Raw genomic sequence first — 17648 nt, 5'->3', positions numbered from 1 at the left:
TCGATATTGAGTAGCGTTCCTTATTATCGGGTTGGTTTCAGAAGAATTTAGGGTGTCGAAGAAATGCAATCGTTTGCGGGGGTGAAACTCGCAATGGTCGAGAACGCGCAATTCGGAGCGTTCTCGGGAGAGGTGTTTACGTCAGACGTTATGGAGTGCGTGATTCTTGAATCTGCAGGGTAATGAAACTGTCACGATCCGTCCGGCGGACCATGAGATCGTCGATCGATGCGCTCCTCAAACCGCAAGCGCGAGCGGTTCCGTCTCTCCGCGGCACACGCGGTTTCTACCCTGTCGCTTCGCCGCATACAACGCAAGATCCGCTTGATGCGTGAGCGCATCGACGGACGCCGGGTGTGCGCGATGACCGGTCGCGTACCCGATGCTCACCGTGAAAGCGGGAACCGTCTCGGCAAACTCGGCGAGCCGGTTGCGTTCCACTTCCTGGCGGATCGCCTCCGCGACCTTCGCGGCGCCGCTTTCATCCGTGTCCGGCAGCACCGCGACGAATTCTTCGCCGCCGTAGCGCGCGGCAAGATCGCCGCGCCGCCGCGTGTGGGTGCGGATGCATTCGGCCAGGAACCTGAGCGCCGTGTCGCCCTGCGCATGCCCGTATCGGTCGTTGTACTGCTTGAAGTGGTCGGCATCGATGAACAGCACGGACAGGCTGCCGTCGTTGCTGCGCTGGATGCGTTCCCATTCGTCGGCCAGCGCGACATCGAGCGCGCGGCGGTTGTGCAGGCCCGTGAGCGGATCGGTGCGCGTGAGATCGGTCAGCAGTGTCTGCTTGCGAAGATTGTCCCGCAGCGCGAACGCGAGCAGCCAGACGACGGCGCAGAAGAGTGCGCAGATGAACGATGCCGACACGCCGACCGACCATGACATGCGCGTGAAGCCGGCCAGCACGTCGCGCTCGGCCGGCGCGACGACGGCAATCAGCGGCGTGCCGGGCACGCGCTGGAATGTATACAGCCGCAAGGTGCCGTCGATACGCGAGTAGGCCGCATAGAACCCCGAGTCCTGGTTCAGCATGCGATCGAAGGCTCTCGATCGGCGCAGGCGGACCATCTGGTGGTCGCTCAGCGGCGGATTTCTGGCGAGGATGGTGCCGTCCGCGCGCAGGATCGCGCTGATGCCGTTCGGCCCGACGTTCAGTCGGGACAGCAGCTGATCGAAATAGGCGAGGTCGATGGCGACGACCGCGATACCGTTGAAGGTATGGTCCGGCCGTTCGATGCGCCGCGACAGCGCGATGGACTCCTTGCCGCCGCGCGATCGTGCGCGATAGGCCTCCGATACGTAAAGGCCGACGTTCGCCGCGTCGCGATGCACCTTGAAGTAGTCGCGATCGCTGAAGTCCCAACGGTGAGACGGGCCGCAACATCCGTCGATCAGGCGGCCGGACTGGTCCGTCACGCCCATGCCGGTCACGTACTGCGCGGCCGCGCGCTGGAACAGCAGGTCGTGCCGCAGCTGGGCATCCATGCGCCGGACCTCCGGCTTGCCGAGATCGGATGCGAGCGCGATCAATGCGTTGTTGGACGTTTCGACGGTGCGCGCGATCTCGCTGACCAGCACGGCGGCGACGTTGCGGGAGGTTTCGTGCGCATGCTCGACGACACCGCTTCTCGTGGCCCAGAGCGTCATGGCGCTGATGCTCAGCGCAGCGAGCGCCATCAGTGTGCCCAGCGCGCCGACGACAAGATGGTTTCGTCCTGCCCAGTCGGCGATTTTTTCGATGCAAGTGGATGCGGACATGCTACGCGCTCGTAGGGAACGCCCGGTGCGATGACCGAGGCTGCGCTGAAATCCGGGTTAACGGCAGGTACGCGGGGAAATCGAGGTCCGGATGCGAAGCGAATCGACGCGCGCCGGCCGCCAACGTGTGCGGCCGGCGCGCCGGTTCCATCGAAGCTGAACCGTCAGCCGCGCGCGCCGGATTCGTCGACGAGCCGTCCGAGCCGGACGACGGTGACGCCGGGCCGCAATTGCCGCAGCGACGGCATCACGAGCACGCAGTCGGGATAGGGCGTCACGACCGGAACATCGTTCGACCAGCCGATCACGGTGCCCGCGTCCGGGAAATGTTCGAGCCCGGTATAGTCGCCCGCGAAACGAAACGCACCGCTCGTCGCGACCACGGGCTCCGTCACTTGCACGACGCGCATCGTGTCGGGCAGCGGCAGGAACCAGTCCGCGGGCAGGTCGTCGTGCTCGACCACGCCGGACGCCACCAGAAAACGCGCCGTGGCGTCGCGCGCGACGTCCACCGCGCGCGCTTCCCAGTGCTGCCCGCATTCCACCAGCATTGCGCATTTCGGGCTGTCCGGCTCGCCGAATGCGGCGTAATCGCGCATCCGGGTGCCTTCCGGGTGGCCTTCGTCGCGGATCACGGTGGCCGGCGCGCCGACGCGGCGCGAGAGCGCGACACCCTTGTCGAGCGGCCCCGCGACGATCAGCGGCGCACTGCGCTCATGCATCGAATGCAGGTCGAGCAGCCAGTCGGCCGCGTCGACGAACGGGCGCAGCGCGCGGGCGCGATCGAGCTCTACCGAGCGGACCGACAGATCGTCGAGCACGGCGGGCGTCCACACGCGGTTGAAATCCTGGTCGACGAAGCGCGCCGCGTCCGGCTGCGCGGGATCGAAGCGTGCGTAGGCCGCGACGTTCGCGAACGACAGCGTGAGCGTGCCGCGACGCGGCCGCAGGCCGAGCGCCAGCAGCGTGTCGACGACGATCGCGCCGCAGACTTCGTTGCCATGCGTGAGCGCGTTGACCATCACGTTCGGGCCGGCCACGCTGGACGCGAAGCGATAGACATGGTCGACGCCGGTATTGCCCGCGCGGTGCGGCGCCAGGTCGGGAAACGAAACTTCGATCGGGTAGGGGGTGAAAGCGTTCATGGCGGCATACCGGGTAACGAAAACGTAAGAAAGGGGCGCGCGTTCAGTCGAGCCCGCCCTGGCACAGGTACTTGATCGACAGGTAGTCGTCGAGGCCATGACGCGAACCTTCGCGGCCGTAGCCCGATTCCTTCACGCCGCCGAACGGTGCGGCTTCGCTCGCGAGCGCGCCCTCGTTGATCCCGACGATGCCCGTTTCGAGCCGCGCCGACACGCGCGCGATCCGCCGGACGTCCTGCGTGTAGAAATACGCGGCGAGCCCGAACGGCGTGTCGTTTGCGGCGCTGATGGCCTCGTCCTCGGTATCGAACGGAAACAGCGCGGCGACCGGCCCGAACGTCTCCTCGCAACCGAGCTGCATGCCGGGGGCCGCATCGGCCAGCACGGTCGGCGCGTAATAGTTCGGCCCCAGTTCGGGCAGGCGCCTGCCGCCGGTCAGCACGCGGGCGCCGCGCTCGAGCGCATCGTCGACATGGCGCGCGATCTTGTCGACCGCGCGTGCGTTGATCATCGGGCCGATCTGCGCGGCCGGGTCGGTCGCCGGTGCGACTTTCAGTGCGCTGACCCGCGCGGCGAGCTTTGCGGCGAACGCTTCGTAGATGCGGGCCTGCACGTACAGGCGATTCGGCGACACGCAGGTCTGGCCGCCGTTCCGGAACTTGGCGGCCATCAGGCCGTCGACGGCGGCGTCGAGTTCGGCATCGTCGAACACGATGAACGGCGCGTTGCCGCCGAGTTCGAGCGACAGCTTCTTGAGCGTCGCGGCCGATTCCCGTGCGAGCAGCTTGCCGACGGGCGTCGATCCCGTAAACGTGATCTTGCGTACGCGGCCGTCGGCGAGCCAGTCGGCCACCGCGTCGATGCCGTGCGCGCGCGATGCGGCGATCACGTTCAGCACGCCGCGCGGCACGCCGGCTTCCTGCGCGAGGAACGCCAGCGCGAGCGCCGTGAGCGGCGTGTCTTCGGCCGGCTTCGCGACGACCGTGCAGCCGGCCGCCAGCGCGGGCGCGATCTTGCGCGCGATCATCGCGAGCGGGAAATTCCACGGCGTGATCGCGGCCACGACGCCGATCGGCTCCTTGACGGCACGCAGCTGCTTGCCGCGCTGCTGTTGCGGAATCAGGTCGCCGTACGCGCGGGTCGCCTCCTCGGAAAACCACAGCACGTACGACGCGCCATACGCGACTTCGCCGCGCGCTTCGGCGAGCGGCTTGCCCTGTTCGCGCGACATCAGCTTCGCGAGATCCTCGGTGTGCGCGACGATCACCGCATGCCAGGCGCGCAGGATCGCCGCGCGTTCGCGGGCCGGCGTCGCGCGCCACGCGGGCAGCGCGCGCACGGCCGCGTCGGTCGCGGCACGTGCGTCGGCCGCGTCGCTGTCGGGCGCGTCGGCCACGCGCTCGAGCGTCGCCGGATCGGTGACCGCGAAGCGTCGGCCGTCGAGCGCGTCGCACCACGCGCCGTCGATCAGATTCGCACTGCGAACGAGTTCGGTGCGGGTGAGGGTAAGTGACATGTCGGGTCCTTGGATGAAGGCGGCTCGAAGTCGGCGTGCGGCTGCGCCCGGGGCGGCCGCACGCCGCGCGTCAGTGTCGTTCGCCGAACAGCGACTCGAGCGGATAGTGCCGCTTGACGAACGGCGACTTGATGATCACGTAGCTGAAATACTTCTCGATGCCGATGTTCTGCTCGAGCAGTCCTTCGACGATCGTCTGGTAGTGGCTCACGCTGCGCGTGACGAACTTGAGCAGATAGTCGTAACCGCCGCTCGCGAGATGGCATTCGACGATCTCGTCGACATTGCGGATCGCCGCGACGAACCGGTCGAAGTCCTCGCGCCGGTGGTCGGCCAGCGTGACCTCGGTAAACACCACCTGCACGTCACCGAGCTTCTCGATCTGGATATGCGCGCCGTACCCGGCGATGTAGCCGGCTTTCTCGAGCCGCTTGACGCGGATCAGGCACGGGCTCGGCGACAGTCCGACTGCATCGGCCAGTTCGACGTTGGTCATGCGCCCGCGCTTCTGCAGCTGGGAAAGAATGCGCAGGTCGATCCGGTCTAGCTTGCTGTCCGTCATGTTCGCGTGAGAAGGCAGAAATGGAATGTCCAGTTACTTTAGAGTCGAACGGTAGCCGCCACAAGCCCGTCTTTCCCTCGCCCGATTCAGGCGGGCTGCGCGTGGGCGGCGTCGAGCGCGTGCCGCACGCCCGGGTCGGTCAGCACGTCGTCGAGCGTCTGGCGGACGCGCTCGAACATCAGGTCGAACTCGCCGGCGGTAAAGCTCAGCGCCGGCGCGAAACCGAGTACGCCGTCGCCGAACGCGCGGAACACGATGCCGTTCGCGTAGGCGGCCGCCGTGATCCGGTCGGGCACGTTCAGCGCCGGGTCGAAGCGTGTCTTGCGCGCCTTGTCGGCCACCAGTTCGAGCGCGCCGAGCAGGCCCGCCGAACGTGCATCGCCAACCAGCGGGTGGTCGCGCAGCGCGGCAAGGCCGGCCGCGAAACGCGGCGCCATCGCCTGGCCGTTCGCGAGCAGCCCGCCGTCGTGGTAGAGCTTCAGCACCTCGAGACCGATCGCGGCGCTGACCGGATGCGCGGAATACGTCTGACCGTGCCCGACCACCGCTGAATCGGCGCGACTGCCGGCGATCCCTTCGTAGATTTCGTCGGACATCAGCACCGCGCCCATCGGCGCATAACCGGCCGTCAGCCCCTTGGCGACGGTCATCAGGTCGGGTTCGACGCCTTCGGTCTCGCACGCGAACAGCGGGCCCGTGCGGCCGAAGCCGGTGATGACCTCGTCGGCCACGAACAGGATGCCGAGACGCCGGCACGCGTCGCGCATCGCCTTCAGCCAGCCCGCGGGCGGCACGATCACGCCGCCCGAGCCTTGTACCGGCTCGCAGAAGAATGCGGCGACGTTGTCCGCGCCGAGTGCCGCGACCTTCGCTTCGAGGGCGGCGACGGATGCGGCGATCAGCGCCTGCGGATCGTCGCCGAGCGGGTGCCGGTAAGGGTACGGCGACGGCAGGTGGTGCTGGTCGGCGCGCGGCAGGTCGAAATGGCGATGGAACGCGGGCAACGCGGTGAGCCCGGCGCCGATCGACGACGAGCCGTGATAGCCGCGCTCGAGCGCGATCATGTGTTTCTTCGTCGGGCGGCCGGTCGCGTTGAAATAGTGCGTGATGAAGCGCACCGCGGAATCGATCGCGTCCGAGCCGCCGAGCGTGAAGTACACGCGGTTGAGCGACGCGGGCGCGAGCGCCGCGAGCTGCTCGGCAAGCTCGATCGCGGGCTGCGACCCGAAGTGGAAATAGCCGGTCGCGTAGGGCAGCTTCGCCATCTGGTCGGCTGCCGCCTTGACGATGCTGTCGCGGCCGTAGCCCACGTTCACGCACCACAGGCCGGAGAACGCATCGAGCAGCGTATGGCCGTTTGCGTCGCGCAGGAAGACGCCGTCGGCGGAATCGAGCACGGTGACGCCGCGCGCCTCGTGCTCGCGGTAATTGACGACCGGATGGATCAGGTGTTGACGATCGGCTTCGATCAGCGCGGAGTAGGTCATGGCAGGGCGGGTCTCTCGTCGGGTGTCAGCGATGGAGTCATGCTACCGAGCGAGAAATGCGCGCGTGCCGTCAATTTGCCGCGTGAAACGTACGGGTGCGGCGTTTGCACGGCGCGCTTCGGCATTTTCTGCTGCGCCCGCGCGCCGGCGCGCGCGAACGCTCAGTAGCCGCGCGTGCGGTCGACGACGCCGATCATCGGCTGCCCCGCGCGATGCCGCGCGAGGTTTGCCAGTACGGCGTCGACCGCGGTGTCGGGCCGCGTCGCGCTCGCGATGTGCGGCGTGATCCGCACGCGCGGATGCGTCCAGAACGGATGACCGGCCGGCAACGGTTCGGGGTCCGTGACGTCGAGGATCGCACTGTCGAGCCGGCCGCTGTCGAGCGCCGCGAGCAGCGCGGCCGCGTCGAGCTGCGGGCCGCGACCGACCTGCACGAGCGATGCGCCGGCCGGCAGCGCGTCGAACACGCGCGCGCCGAGCAGCCCGCGCGTGCCGTCCGTCAGCGGCAGCAGGCAGATCAGGATGTCGGTGCGGGCGAGAAACGCGTCCAGCGCCGCATCGCCCGCATGGCACTCGACGCCGTCGAGCGTGCGCGGCGTGCGGCTCCAGCCGGCGCACGGGAAGCCGAAGCGCCGCAGCATGTCGAGCACGGCCTGCCCCAGCGTGCCGAGCCCGAGCACGCCGATACGCCGCGATGCGGCCGCGCGCACCGGCCGCTCGTGCCACACCCCGGCACGTTGCTGCGCCGCATAGTCGAACAGGTCGCGGTGGATTGTCAGGACGGCCTGCGTCACATACTCGACCATGCCGTCGACGATGCCGGGTTCGATCATCCGCACGACCGGGATGTGCGCCGGCACGCGCGACAGGTCGAACTGGTCGATGCCGGCGCCGACGGAGAACACGATCTCGAGATTCGGCAGCAGCGCGACCGGATCGTCGGGCGGTTGCCAGGCGGCGAGGTAGCGGACCGCGTCCGGATCGCCGATGTCGGGCCATATCCGGAACGCGAGATCGGGGGCCTGCTCGGCGAAACGGCGTGCCCATTGCGCGCCGCGCACCGGATCGGCCTTGTAGACGAAGCTCATCGGACGTATCGCTCAGCCGAGCGCCTGGTTGACGATCGCGAACGCGCGCAGCGCCGGATCGCGCGCGGGCGCCGCGCCGCGCACCATCGCGACGACCGTGTCGACCCGCGGCAACCCGAGCCCCTGCAACCAGTCGGACAGGCCGCTGTCGCCCGGCACGTCGAGCCGCACGAACATGCCCTCGTGCAGCGCGAGCCAGTGGCTGATGAGCGCCTGCGCGCGAAGCGTGTCCGGTGCGATGACCGGTCCGATCGCGTGGCCGCGGCCGAACCGGCGGAACAGCGCGAAGCCGAGCAACTCGCCGTCGCGATCGATCGCGATGCCGTTGGCGATACCGAGCAGTGCGTCGATCACGCCGTCTCGCGGATAACCGGCCGCCCGCGACGCGAGCGCGGCGAGTCGCGGGCCGTCGTTCGCGCCGATCGGCCGCAGTCGTTCGCCGGGCGGCAGCGAGATCAGCGGCGGCTGGAACGCGGCGCCCTGGTGCTGATCGATCGTGTCGATCACGTCGAAGCCGAATTTCACGTACAACGGTTCGCCCGCCGGCGTCGCATGCAGGAAGATGGTCCGCGTGCCGAAGCTGTCGACGATCCGCGCGAGCAGTTCGCGGCCGATGCCGCGGCCCTGGCGTTCGGGCGACACGATGACCATGCCGAGCGACGCGTGCGATTCGCCGAAGCGCCAGCCGAGCGCGGTGCCGACGACGCCGGTCTCGTCTTCGGCGACGAAGCCGCTGCCGAGTTGCAGCACGAAACGCCAGTCGTCGACCCGATGCGGCCAGTTGAATGCTTCCGACAGCCGATGCGCGGCGGGAAGGTCGCTTTCGGCGAACGGACGATAGATAAGCGGGCGGGAAAGGTTGAGGTCGGCCACGCCGGACTCCGGATCGGTAGGAATGACGCATCCACTCTGCCAGCGGCGCCACGGTGCGGATAGGACGATTCGCCTGTTTTTCGGCGATCGCGGCCGGTCGCGCGAAATCGATGCAAACCGGTTCGAACGGCGCGACGCAACGCGTGCTGCGTGCCGGCGCGGGCGGTCATTCCGGCAGCTTCTGCTGCGCGAACGCCAGTACGATTCAAGCAGGCAGCGCAGCGCGTTTGGCGCCCGTCGCCCGCCGGGAGCAGGCCGCAGATCGTGCCGTGCAGCCCCGGCAATACGCGGTGATCGTGCGTTTCGCGCGGCGCCGAACGATGCGCGAAGGATTTATTGCCTTGATTCAATTGCATTCAACCCAGCCCGTCCCCGGCCCTGCCGGGGCTTCACACCGACAGGACGTCACCATGATCCAATTTGAACCGAAATTCATCACGTTCGACTGCTATGGCACGCTGACCCGCTTCCGGATGGGCGACATGGCGCGCGAGATTTACGCCGACCGCCTGTCGCCGGCCGCGCTCGAGGAGTTCGTGCGCGTGTTTGCCGGCTATCGCCTCGACGAGGTGCTCGGCGCGTGGAAGCCGTACCGCGACGTCGTCGTCAATGCGATCCGGCGTACCTGCAGCAAGCTCGGCGTGAAGTTCGACGAAGCCGAAGCCGAACGCTTCTATCTCGCGGTCCCGACCTGGGGCCCGCATCCGGACGTGCCGGCCGGCCTGTCGCGGCTCGCGAAGAAGTACAAGCTGGTGATCCTGTCGAACGCATCGGACGACCAGATCATGAGCAACGTCGACAAGCTCGGCGCGCCGTTCCACGCGGTGTTCACCGCGCAGCAGGCGCAGTCGTACAAGCCGCGCATGCAGGGGTTCGAGTACATGTTCGGCAAGCTCGGCTGCGAACCGCAGGACGTGCTGCACGTGTCGTCGAGCCTGCGCTACGACCTGATGACGGCCGAGGATCTCGGGATCAGGCACAAGGCGTTCGTCAATCGCGGCCACGAGCCGGGCACGCCGTTCTACAACTACCACGAGGTGTCCGACATCGGCGATCTCGCGACGCAACTGGGCCTGTAAGCGGCACGCCGGCTGCGCGCGCACCTGTCGTGCGGCGCGCCGCCGTGTGCGTGCGATCAGCGCACGGATCGAGGGTAATTACCGATGCGGTGCCGTTCAAGCTGGAGCCGCCAGCGCCGATATATGTACCGAATGGTTAATATATCGAGGCTCCCGCATGAAGTTGTCCACGAAACTGCTGATGCTCGTCGCCGCCGCGCTGCTCGGTGTCACGTTGCTTGCGGCCATGTCGCTGCACACGCTGCGCGGCGCGCTGATCGACAGCCGTCGCGAAGAGATCGTCATTCTGTTGACGAAGGCCGAACATCTGGTCAATTCGTACCGCGCGTTGCAGGCGAGCGGCACGCTCACGGCGGATCAGGCGCAGCAGCAGGCAAAGGCCGCGCTGTCGGCACTCAACGCGGATACGAAAAGCTACTACTGGGTCACGACGGCCGACGGCGTCAACCTGGTTCATCCGAACGCGAAGTTCATCGGCACCCGGGCCAAGGGCAACCGCACGACCGCTGGCCTGACCGATAGCGAGGCTTACCGCGCCGGCATGGCGCAGGCGCATTTCGCGCTCGTCGACGTGCTGGTCAAGCGCAGCCCCGACGCGGAGCCGGAGCCGAAACTCCAGGGCGTGGTCGCCATTCCGGACTGGGACTGGTGGATCGGCACGGGATTCTTTTACGACGATATCAACGCGGCGTTCACCCGGCTCGCGATGGTGCTGGGCGCGCTCGCGCTCGTGATCGCCGCGACGCTGGCGGCCATCGCATGGGGCGTGCTGCGCAGCGTCAGGCGCACGCTGGGCGGCGAGCCGGCGCACGCGGCGCATATCGCGGCGCGCATCGCCGCCGGCGAACTGGATGTCGAGTTCGATGCGGCAAAGGCCGCGCCGGGCAGCCTGCTCGCGGCGCTCGGCGAAATGAAGGCGCGGCTGACCGAGACGATCGCCGAAATCCAGACCACGACCCACTCGATCGCCGTCGGCACCGGCGAGATCGCGCAAGGCAACCTGGACCTGTCGCAGCGCACGGAGGAACAGGCCGCGTCGCTGCAGGAAACGGCCGCGAGCATGGAACAGATCACGTCGACGGTCAGACAGAACGCCGAGCATGCGCGTCAGGCCAATGTGCTCGTCACCACGGCCAAGGAGGCGACCCAACTCGGCGGTGCCGCCGTGCAGGAAGTCGTCGAAACGATGCGGCAGATTTCGGACGAGTCGGTGCGGATCGCCGACATTACCGCCGTGATCGAAAGCATCGCGTTCCAGACGAACATTCTTGCGCTCAACGCAGCCGTCGAAGCGGCGCGAGCCGGCGAGGAAGGGCGCGGGTTCGCTGTCGTGGCCGCGGAGGTCCGCTCGCTGGCCCAGCGCAGCGCCGCGGCGGCGAAGGACATCAAGGGGCTGATCGAGGTGTCGGCCGAGAAGGTCGGCAGCGGCAGTCGGCTCGTCGAGGCGGCGGGCGCGCGCATGACGGAGATCGTCCGGTCGATCGACCGCGTGGCCGACATCATGGGCGAGATCTCCACGGCCTCCGCCGAGCAAAGTACCGGCATCGAACAGGTCGGCAAGGCGGTGACGCAAATGGATGAAGTCACGCAGCAGAACGCCGCGCTCGTGGAGCAGGCTGCCGCTGCCGCGTCGTCGCTGGATGAACAGGCGGCACGCTTGAGGTCCGCGGTCGCGGTGTTCCGGCTGGCCAACTGAGCGGCCGGCCCGCCGTCTCGGGAACGCCCGCGGGTGCGGATGCACCCGCGTCAGAAAATCACATACACCTTGCGCATCGTCTCGCGCACGTCCCACAGCCCTTCGGTGTTCGCGGCGAAGAACAGCGTGTCGCCCGCGCCGAACGCGATCGCTTCCTCGCCATCCGGCGCAAACGTGCCGGCGCCCGCGAGGAAATGCATCACCTCCGCTTCCTTCACGCCGCGTCGATAAGTGCCCGGCGTGCATTCGAACACGCCGGTGTCGAACGCCTCGCTGCCGGGGATCACGACCTGGCGGCCCGACACGCGGGCGGGCTCGGTGCCGGGCAATCCGGCCGTGCCCCAGTCTTCGGGCAAGTCGGTGTCGACGGAGCGGGCAATCTTCTGAACTTTCATGCGTGGGTGTCCTTGCGGTTGGAGGAATTGCCCCCGCGCAGCGGCTGCGAGGGCGGTTCACTGTCGCACGCGCGCGAGGCCGGCGACTAGGACGTTTCGCTCGTTTCGACCCGCGCGCGCCATCGACGCACAACATGCGGTTTGAGGCCGTCGAACGCGTTTCGGATGCCGAACGGGCAATTTTGTCGGTGCAATCTGCGGCGGCCGCCGCTTTACGATTCCCTGTGTCACGCATGTGTCGCGAGTCGATCGGGAAGCGGCGGCAGCCCACGCGAACGCGCAGCGGATCATGCTGCGCGGACGGCCCAAAACGGTCGAATCGTGTCGTGCAGGCGCCCCGAATCGCGACAACCCGCATTTTGGCGGTGCTTAAATGAACTCAATGCGTACGACGTCGTGCTCGCCACCAGCAGGCGGGCGCGGCGGGAATCTCGAACCACGCTGGACCCCAGGACCCACTTTCCACAGTCAGGAGCAGTTCGGATGAGCGACGATATCGACAACGGCGGAGATCACCGCGGCTTCACGCGCCGCGACATGATGCGGATCATGGCGGCGGGCGGCATGATGGCCACCGGGGCCGGCGGGCTGCTGATGGGCGCGCACCCGGCGTTCGCCGCGCCCGCGCCGAAGCGCGGCGGCAAGATCCGCGTGGCGAACGAATCCAGCTCGACGGCCGATACGCTCGACCCGGCCAAGGGCTCGACGGGCGCCGACTACATCCGCTTCTTCATGTTCTACAGCGGCCTCACGCAGCTGGATGCCAGCCTGACGCCGCAGATGAACCTGGCCGAGTCGCTGCGCACGTCCGACGCGAAGACCTGGGTCATCAAGCTGCGCAAGGGCGTCACGTTCCACGACGGCAAGACGGTCGGCCCGGCCGACGTCGTGTTCTCGCTGCTGCGCCACAAGAATGCGGCCACGGCATCGAAGGTCAAGACGATCGCCGACCAGTTCACCGACGCGAAGGCGACCGGCCCCGACGAAGTCACGCTGACGCTCGCCAGCGCGAACGCGGACCTGCCGGTGATCCTCGCGACGCCGCAGCTCGTGATCGTCAAGGACGGCACGACCGACTTCACGACCGGCATCGGCTGCGGCCCGTACAAGCTGAAGACGTTCAAGCCGGGCGTGACGACGGTCGGCGTGCGCAACGACAGTTATTTCAAGCCGGGGATGCCGTATCTCGACGAGATCGAGCTGATCGGCATCAGCGACAGCGCCGCGCGCCTGAACGCGCTGCTGTCGGGCGACGTGCATCTCGTGAATGCGGTCGACCCGCGCTCGACGCAGCGTGTCGCGTCGACGCCCGGTTATGCGCTCAAGGAAACCAAGTCGGGCCTGTACACCGACCTGATCATGCGCAGCGAAAACCCGCTGACCGCCAACCCGGATTTCGTCGAAGGCATCAAGTACCTGTTCGACCGCGAGCAGATCCGCTCGGCGGTGTTCCGTGGTTACGCGGTGATCGGCAACGATCAGCCGATTCCGCCGGGCCATCGTTACTTCAACGCGTCGCTGCCGCAACGACCGCACGATCCGGACAAGGCGAAATTCCTGTTGCAGAAGGCCGGTGCGCTGGGTGCCGCGCTGCCGCCGATCTACGCGACGTCGGACGCGAACGGCTCGATCGAGATGGCCGTGCTGCTGCAGCAGGCCGGCCAGAAGATCGGACTGAACCTGCAGGTGAACCGCGTGTCGGCCGACGGCTACTGGTCGAACCACTGGATGAAGCATCCGCTCGGCTTCGGCAACATCAATCCGCGCTCGAGCGCCGACGTGCTGTTCACGCAATTCTTCAAGTCGGATGCGCCGTGGAACGAGTCGGGCTGGAAGAACACGAAGTTCGATCAGTTGCTGCTCGCCGCGCGTTCCGAGACCGACGATGCGAAGCGCAAGCAGATGTATGGCGAGATGCAGGTGATCGTCGCGCAGCAGGGCAGGATCGGCATTCCGGCCTTCATCAGCTTTCTCGACGGCTACGACAAGCGGCTCGGCGGCCTCGGCTCGATCCCGACCGGCGGGATGATGGGCTTCATGTTCGCCGAGCACGTGTGGTGGAACGCTTGACGCCGCTGCCCGCCACGGTCGCGTTGCCGGTGCGGATGCCCGCGCCGGCAACGGCCTCACTTTCCCGGAGTGCCGTGCAATGAACCGCATTCTGCTCGGATTGATCGGCCGCCGCATCGCGGTCACCGCGCTGACGCTGCTGCTCGTGTCCGTGATCATCTTCGCGATCACGAACCTGTTGCCGGGCGACGCCGCACAGGCCGCGCTCGGCCAGTCCGCGACGCCGGAAACGGTAGCCGCGCTGCGTCAGCAGTTCGGCCTCGACATGCCGGCCCACGTGCGCTACGTGCACTGGCTCGCGGGCCTGCTGCACGGCGATTTCGGCCGTTCCCTGTCGAGCGACATGCCGGTGTCCGACATGATCGGCGGACGCCTGCCGAAATCGCTCACGCTCGCGGCGATCACGACCTGCGTATCGGTGCCGATCGCGCTGGTGCTCGGCATTCTCGCGGCGGTCAAGCGCGAATCGGTGATCGACCGCGTGATCAGCCTCGGCACGCTGTCGCTCGTCGCGACGCCGGAGTTCCTGATCGCGACGGTTGCCGTGCTCGTGCTGGCGGTGAAGCTGCACTGGCTTTCCGCGCTGTCGTACAGCGGCCCGATCGAAAGCGTCCACGATTTCCTGCGCGCGTATGCGATGCCGGTGCTGACGCTGTGCGCGGTCGTGATCGCGCAGATGGCACGGATGACGCGCGCCGCGGTCATCGAGCAACTGAGCGCATCGTATGTCGAGATGGCCGTGCTCAAGGGCGCGAGCCCCGCGCGCGTCGTGCTGCGCCATGCGCTGCCGAACGCGATCGGGCCGATCGCCAATGCGATCGCCCTGAGCCTGTCGTATCTGCTCGGCGGCGTGATCGTCGTCGAGACGATCTTCAACTATCCGGGCCTCGCCAGCCTGATGGTCGATGCGGTCGGCAACCGCGATTTTCCGCTCGTGCAGGCGTGCACGCTGATCTTCTGCGTGGCCTATCTGACGCTCGTGCTGTTCGCCGACCTGTGCTCGATCGTGTCGAACCCGAGACTGCGGACCTGACCGTCCCGTCCTTCTCCCGAGATGCCGAACATGCACCCGACCGAACCCGTACAACGCAGCAGCGCGCTGCCACCGCCCGGCGATCCGCGCCCGTCGTGGGGCGACACGCCGCCTGCCGCGCCTTCCCCCGAGCCGCCGCGCAAGCGCCGCGCGATGCGCCCCGCATTGACGACCGGCGGCTGGATCGGCCTGTCGATGGCGAGCCTGATGCTGTTCATCGCGGTGTTCGCGCCGCTCCTCGCGCCGCACGACGTCGGCACGATCGTGACGCCCGACGTATTCGCGCCGTTCAGCGCGAAGCTGCCGTTCGGCTCGGACTTCCTCGGCCGCGACATGCTGAGCCGGATCCTGTACGGCACGCGGCTGACCGTGCTGCTCGCGCTTGCGGCGGTGCTGCTCGCCGCGCTGACCGGCACGACGCTCGGGCTGCTCGCGACGGTGTCGGGCCGCGTGGTCGACGAGACGATGAGCCGCGTGCTCGATGCGCTCACGTCGATCCCGTCGAAGATGTTCGCGCTGATGATCGTCGCTGCGTTCGGCTCGTCGCTGCCGCTGCTGATCCTGACGGCCGCGATCAGCTACATGCCGGGCTCGTACCGGATCGCGCGCGCGCTGGCGGTCAACATCAGCACGCTCGAATTCGTGCAGGTCGCACGGGCGCGCGGCGAGAGCGCGCTGTACATCGCGTGCGTCGAGATGCTGCCGAACATGATTCACCCGATGCTCGCCGACACGGGCTTGCGCTTCACGTTCGTCGTGCTGCTGCTGAGCGGCCTGAGCTTTCTCGGGCTCGGCGTGCAGCCGCCGTACGCGGATCTCGGCTCGCTCGTGCGCGAGAACATCGCCAGCCTCGGCGACGGCTCGGCCGTCGCGATCATGCCCGCGGTCGCGATCGCGATCCTGACGGTGGGCGTCAACCTGTTGATCGACGGCTTGCCGCATCGCGGCCGCCGCAAGGGTGCGGCCGCCGCCGCGGGAGCACACTGATGCGACACGAATCGAACCCGCTCGTCGAGGTGCGCGGGCTGCGCGTGGTCGGCGGCCGGCCGGGCGGTACGGAAACGACGATCGTCGACGGCGTCGACTTCGACGTCCGGCGCGGCGAGGTGCTCGCGCTGATCGGCGAATCCGGCTCGGGCAAGACGACGATCGCGCTGTCGCTGATGGGCCATGCGCGCGCCGGCTGCCGGATCGCCGGCGGCTCGGTCAAGCTCGACGGTGCGGACGTCTGCACGCTGTCCGAGCAGGCGCTGACCGCGCTGCGCGGCCGCCGGGTCGCATACATCGCGCAGAGCGCGGCCGCCGCGTTCAACCCGTCGCGCACGATCCTCGACCAGGTGATCGAGAGCGCGCTGATCCACCGGACGCTGTCGAAGCGCGACGCGCAGGCGAAGGCTGTCGAGCTGTTCCGCGCGCTCGCGCTGCCGGAGCCGGAGACGATCGGCAAGCGTTATCCGCACCAGGTGTCGGGCGGCCAGTTGCAGCGCCTGATGGCGGCGATGGCGCTGATCACCGATCCGGAACTGGTGATCCTCGACGAGCCGACGACGGCGCTCGACGTGACCACGCAGATCGACGTGCTGCTGGCGTTCAAGAGCGTGATCCGGCGCTACGGGATGAGTGCGGTGTACGTGTCGCACGACCTGGCCGTCGTCGCGCAGATGGCCGACCGGATCATCGTGCTGAGCGACGGCGTGATCCGCGAGTCGGGTGCGACCGAGCAGATCCTGCATGCGCCCGTGCATCCGTACACGCAGAGCCTGATCGCGGCGGTCGCGCCGGGCGATGCCGAACGGGCGGCGAGCCTCGCCCCCGCCGCGCCTGCGCCGCTGCTCGACGTGCGCGGCGCGATCGCCGGCTACGGCGGCCGCACCGCGAAAGGCTGGCCGGCCAAGGTGATCCTGCACGAAGTGGACCTGCGCATCGGGCGCGGGCAGACCGTCGGCGTGATCGGCGAATCGGGCTCCGGCAAGACCACGCTCGCGAAGGTGATCGCGGGCCTGGTGCCGGCCACGGGCGGGCAGATCCTGCTCGACGGCGAGCCGCTCGCGCTCGACATCGGCAAACGCACGAAGGAGCAGCACCGGCGCGTGCAGATCGTATTCCAGAACGCGGATACCGCGCTCAACCCGGTGCATACCGTCGAGCGTACGCTCGCGCGACCGCTCGCGTTCTATCACGGGATCAAGGGCGCGCGCGCCCGGCGGCGTGTCGCGGAACTGCTCGAGCTCGTGCGGCTGCCGCAGGCCGTCGCCGGGCGGCGCACCGGCGAGCTGTCCGGCGGGCAGAAGCAGCGCGTGAACCTCGCGCGCGCCCTCGCGGCGGAGCCCGACCTGATCCTGTGCGACGAGGTGACGTCGGCGCTCGATACCGTGGTCGGCGCCGCGATCATGGACTTGCTGCGCGAACTGCAGGCGAAGCTCGGCGTGTCGTACGTGTTCATCACGCACGACATCGCCAAGGTGCGCGCGATCAGCGACGACATCGTCGTGCTGTACGCGGGCCGCCGGGTCGAGACGGGCAGCCGCGACGCGCTGTGCGCGCCGCCTTATCACCCGTACTCGCACCTGCTCGTGTCGTCGGCGCCGGAACTGCGCGCGGGCTGGCTCGACGATGCGGCCGAGCGCTGCCACCAGCCGCTGGTGCCGATCGGCGCGAGCGCGGACAACGCCGCGCTGTGCCCGTTCCTGTCGCGCTGCGCGATGCGGGTGGACGGCGTATGCAACCGGACGGCGCCCGTGCTGCGCACCCTCGACAACGGCGCGCAGGTGCTGTGCCATCGCAGCGAGGACGACCTGACGCGCTTCCAGGCGGAGCCGCCCGTTGCGGCCGCCGTGCCGTCGCAACCGGTGCGTCTGTAGCCCATGCCACGCCATTCACTCATCGCGCCCGTTTGCCGCTGGCCGTTCCGTCGGCGCCGGGCGCGACGCACCCCGGAGTCCTCCT

Annotated in this window: 14 protein-coding genes; 6 read left to right on the top strand and 8 right to left on the bottom strand. The window is 68.1% G+C overall.

Features of this window, described 5'->3' with window-relative positions; genetic code table 11:
- Positions 1 to 237: 237 nt before the first annotated feature.
- From ACTRWB_RS17770 to ACTRWB_RS17740, 7 genes are all read right to left on the bottom strand, one after another.
- Entirely contained in the window at positions 238 to 1758 is a 1521-nt protein-coding gene (locus tag ACTRWB_RS17770; RefSeq protein WP_446902690.1) for a diguanylate cyclase, read from the bottom strand.
- Positions 1759 to 1922: 164 nt separating this feature from the next.
- Entirely contained in the window at positions 1923 to 2903 is a 981-nt protein-coding gene (locus tag ACTRWB_RS17765) for a M14 family metallopeptidase (RefSeq protein WP_446902689.1), read from the bottom strand.
- Positions 2904 to 2946: 43 nt separating this feature from the next.
- Positions 2947 to 4419 (bottom strand): NAD-dependent succinate-semialdehyde dehydrogenase, encoded by a 1473-nt coding sequence (locus ACTRWB_RS17760; protein WP_446902688.1) that lies wholly within the window; start codon positions 4417 to 4419, stop codon positions 2947 to 2949.
- 70 nt (positions 4420 to 4489) lie between these two features.
- Positions 4490 to 4981, bottom strand: a complete 492-nt coding sequence (locus tag ACTRWB_RS17755) for an Lrp/AsnC family transcriptional regulator (protein ID WP_048248968.1) — start codon at positions 4979 to 4981, stop codon at positions 4490 to 4492.
- Between the two features lie 86 nt (positions 4982 to 5067).
- Positions 5068 to 6468, bottom strand: a complete 1401-nt coding sequence (locus ACTRWB_RS17750) for an aminotransferase class III-fold pyridoxal phosphate-dependent enzyme (RefSeq protein ID WP_446902687.1) — start codon at positions 6466 to 6468, stop codon at positions 5068 to 5070.
- A gap of 161 nt (positions 6469 to 6629) precedes the next feature.
- Positions 6630 to 7556, bottom strand: coding sequence for a 2-hydroxyacid dehydrogenase (locus ACTRWB_RS17745; protein ID WP_446902686.1), 927 nt, complete (start codon positions 7554 to 7556; stop codon positions 6630 to 6632).
- A 12-nt stretch (positions 7557 to 7568) separates the two neighbouring features.
- Positions 7569 to 8429, bottom strand: coding sequence for a GNAT family N-acetyltransferase (locus tag ACTRWB_RS17740; RefSeq protein WP_412026169.1), 861 nt, complete (start codon positions 8427 to 8429; stop codon positions 7569 to 7571).
- A gap of 410 nt (positions 8430 to 8839) precedes the next feature.
- Between ACTRWB_RS17740 and ACTRWB_RS17735 the strand changes: the two genes are divergently transcribed.
- Together ACTRWB_RS17735 and ACTRWB_RS17730 are read left to right on the top strand one after the other, a co-directional pair.
- Positions 8840 to 9508, top strand: coding sequence for a haloacid dehalogenase type II (locus ACTRWB_RS17735; RefSeq protein WP_343492881.1), 669 nt, complete (start codon positions 8840 to 8842; stop codon positions 9506 to 9508).
- 157 nt (positions 9509 to 9665) lie between these two features.
- Entirely contained in the window at positions 9666 to 11204 is a 1539-nt protein-coding gene (locus tag ACTRWB_RS17730; RefSeq protein WP_446902769.1) for a methyl-accepting chemotaxis protein, read from the top strand.
- A gap of 50 nt (positions 11205 to 11254) precedes the next feature.
- Here ACTRWB_RS17730 and ACTRWB_RS17725 read toward each other — a convergent pair whose 3' ends face one another.
- Positions 11255 to 11599 (bottom strand): cupin domain-containing protein, encoded by a 345-nt coding sequence (locus ACTRWB_RS17725; RefSeq protein WP_446902685.1) that lies wholly within the window; start codon positions 11597 to 11599, stop codon positions 11255 to 11257.
- Between the two features lie 483 nt (positions 11600 to 12082).
- Here ACTRWB_RS17725 and ACTRWB_RS17720 point away from each other — a divergent pair, with 483 nt between their 5' ends.
- From ACTRWB_RS17720 to ACTRWB_RS17705, 4 genes are all read left to right on the top strand, one after another.
- Positions 12083 to 13669, top strand: coding sequence for an ABC transporter substrate-binding protein (locus ACTRWB_RS17720; protein ID WP_343492882.1), 1587 nt, complete (start codon positions 12083 to 12085; stop codon positions 13667 to 13669).
- 79 nt (positions 13670 to 13748) lie between these two features.
- Positions 13749 to 14702 carry an ABC transporter permease gene (locus ACTRWB_RS17715; RefSeq protein WP_419690536.1) on the top strand — a complete coding sequence of 318 codons (954 nt, stop codon included), beginning with the start codon at positions 13749 to 13751 and terminating at the stop codon, positions 14700 to 14702.
- Positions 14703 to 14732: 30 nt separating this feature from the next.
- Positions 14733 to 15689, top strand: a complete 957-nt coding sequence (locus ACTRWB_RS17710; protein ID WP_446902684.1) for an ABC transporter permease — start codon at positions 14733 to 14735, stop codon at positions 15687 to 15689.
- Positions 15689 to 17563 carry an ABC transporter ATP-binding protein gene (locus ACTRWB_RS17705; protein ID WP_446902683.1) on the top strand — a complete coding sequence of 625 codons (1875 nt, stop codon included), beginning with the start codon at positions 15689 to 15691 and terminating at the stop codon, positions 17561 to 17563. Before ACTRWB_RS17710 ends, ACTRWB_RS17705 begins: the two co-directional genes overlap by 1 nt.
- Positions 17564 to 17648: the final 85 nt, after the last annotated feature.

The sequence above is a fragment of the Burkholderia sp. YIM B11467 genome (assembly GCF_052952715.1).
The sequence above is the reverse complement of the archived record's forward strand: the minus strand, read 5'-3'. Positions and strand labels throughout refer to the sequence as shown.

Bases quoted from the DNA above. Each gene is read 5' to 3' on its own strand.
- ACTRWB_RS17715 (WP_419690536.1), top strand. From the start codon at position 13,749: ATGAACCGCATTCTGCTCGGATTGATCGGCCGCCGCATCGCGGTCACC.
- ACTRWB_RS17720 (WP_343492882.1), top strand. From the start codon at position 12,083: ATGAGCGACGATATCGACAACGGCGGAGATCACCGCGGCTTCACGCGC.
- ACTRWB_RS17730 (WP_446902769.1), top strand. From the start codon at position 9,666: ATGAAGTTGTCCACGAAACTGCTGATGCTCGTCGCCGCCGCGCTGCTC.
- ACTRWB_RS17735 (WP_343492881.1), top strand. From the start codon at position 8,840: ATGATCCAATTTGAACCGAAATTCATCACGTTCGACTGCTATGGCACG.
- ACTRWB_RS17760 (WP_446902688.1), bottom strand. From the start codon at position 4,419: ATGTCACTTACCCTCACCCGCACCGAACTCGTTCGCAGTGCGAATCTG.
- ACTRWB_RS17770 (WP_446902690.1), bottom strand. From the start codon at position 1,758: ATGTCCGCATCCACTTGCATCGAAAAAATCGCCGACTGGGCAGGACGA.
- ACTRWB_RS17765 (WP_446902689.1), bottom strand. From the start codon at position 2,903: ATGAACGCTTTCACCCCCTACCCGATCGAAGTTTCGTTTCCCGACCTG.
- ACTRWB_RS17745 (WP_446902686.1), bottom strand. From the start codon at position 7,556: ATGAGCTTCGTCTACAAGGCCGATCCGGTGCGCGGCGCGCAATGGGCA.
- ACTRWB_RS17755 (WP_048248968.1), bottom strand. From the start codon at position 4,981: ATGACGGACAGCAAGCTAGACCGGATCGACCTGCGCATTCTTTCCCAG.
- ACTRWB_RS17725 (WP_446902685.1), bottom strand. From the start codon at position 11,599: ATGAAAGTTCAGAAGATTGCCCGCTCCGTCGACACCGACTTGCCCGAA.
- ACTRWB_RS17710 (WP_446902684.1), top strand. From the start codon at position 14,733: ATGCACCCGACCGAACCCGTACAACGCAGCAGCGCGCTGCCACCGCCC.
- ACTRWB_RS17750 (WP_446902687.1), bottom strand. From the start codon at position 6,468: ATGACCTACTCCGCGCTGATCGAAGCCGATCGTCAACACCTGATCCAT.
- ACTRWB_RS17705 (WP_446902683.1), top strand. From the start codon at position 15,689: ATGCGACACGAATCGAACCCGCTCGTCGAGGTGCGCGGGCTGCGCGTG.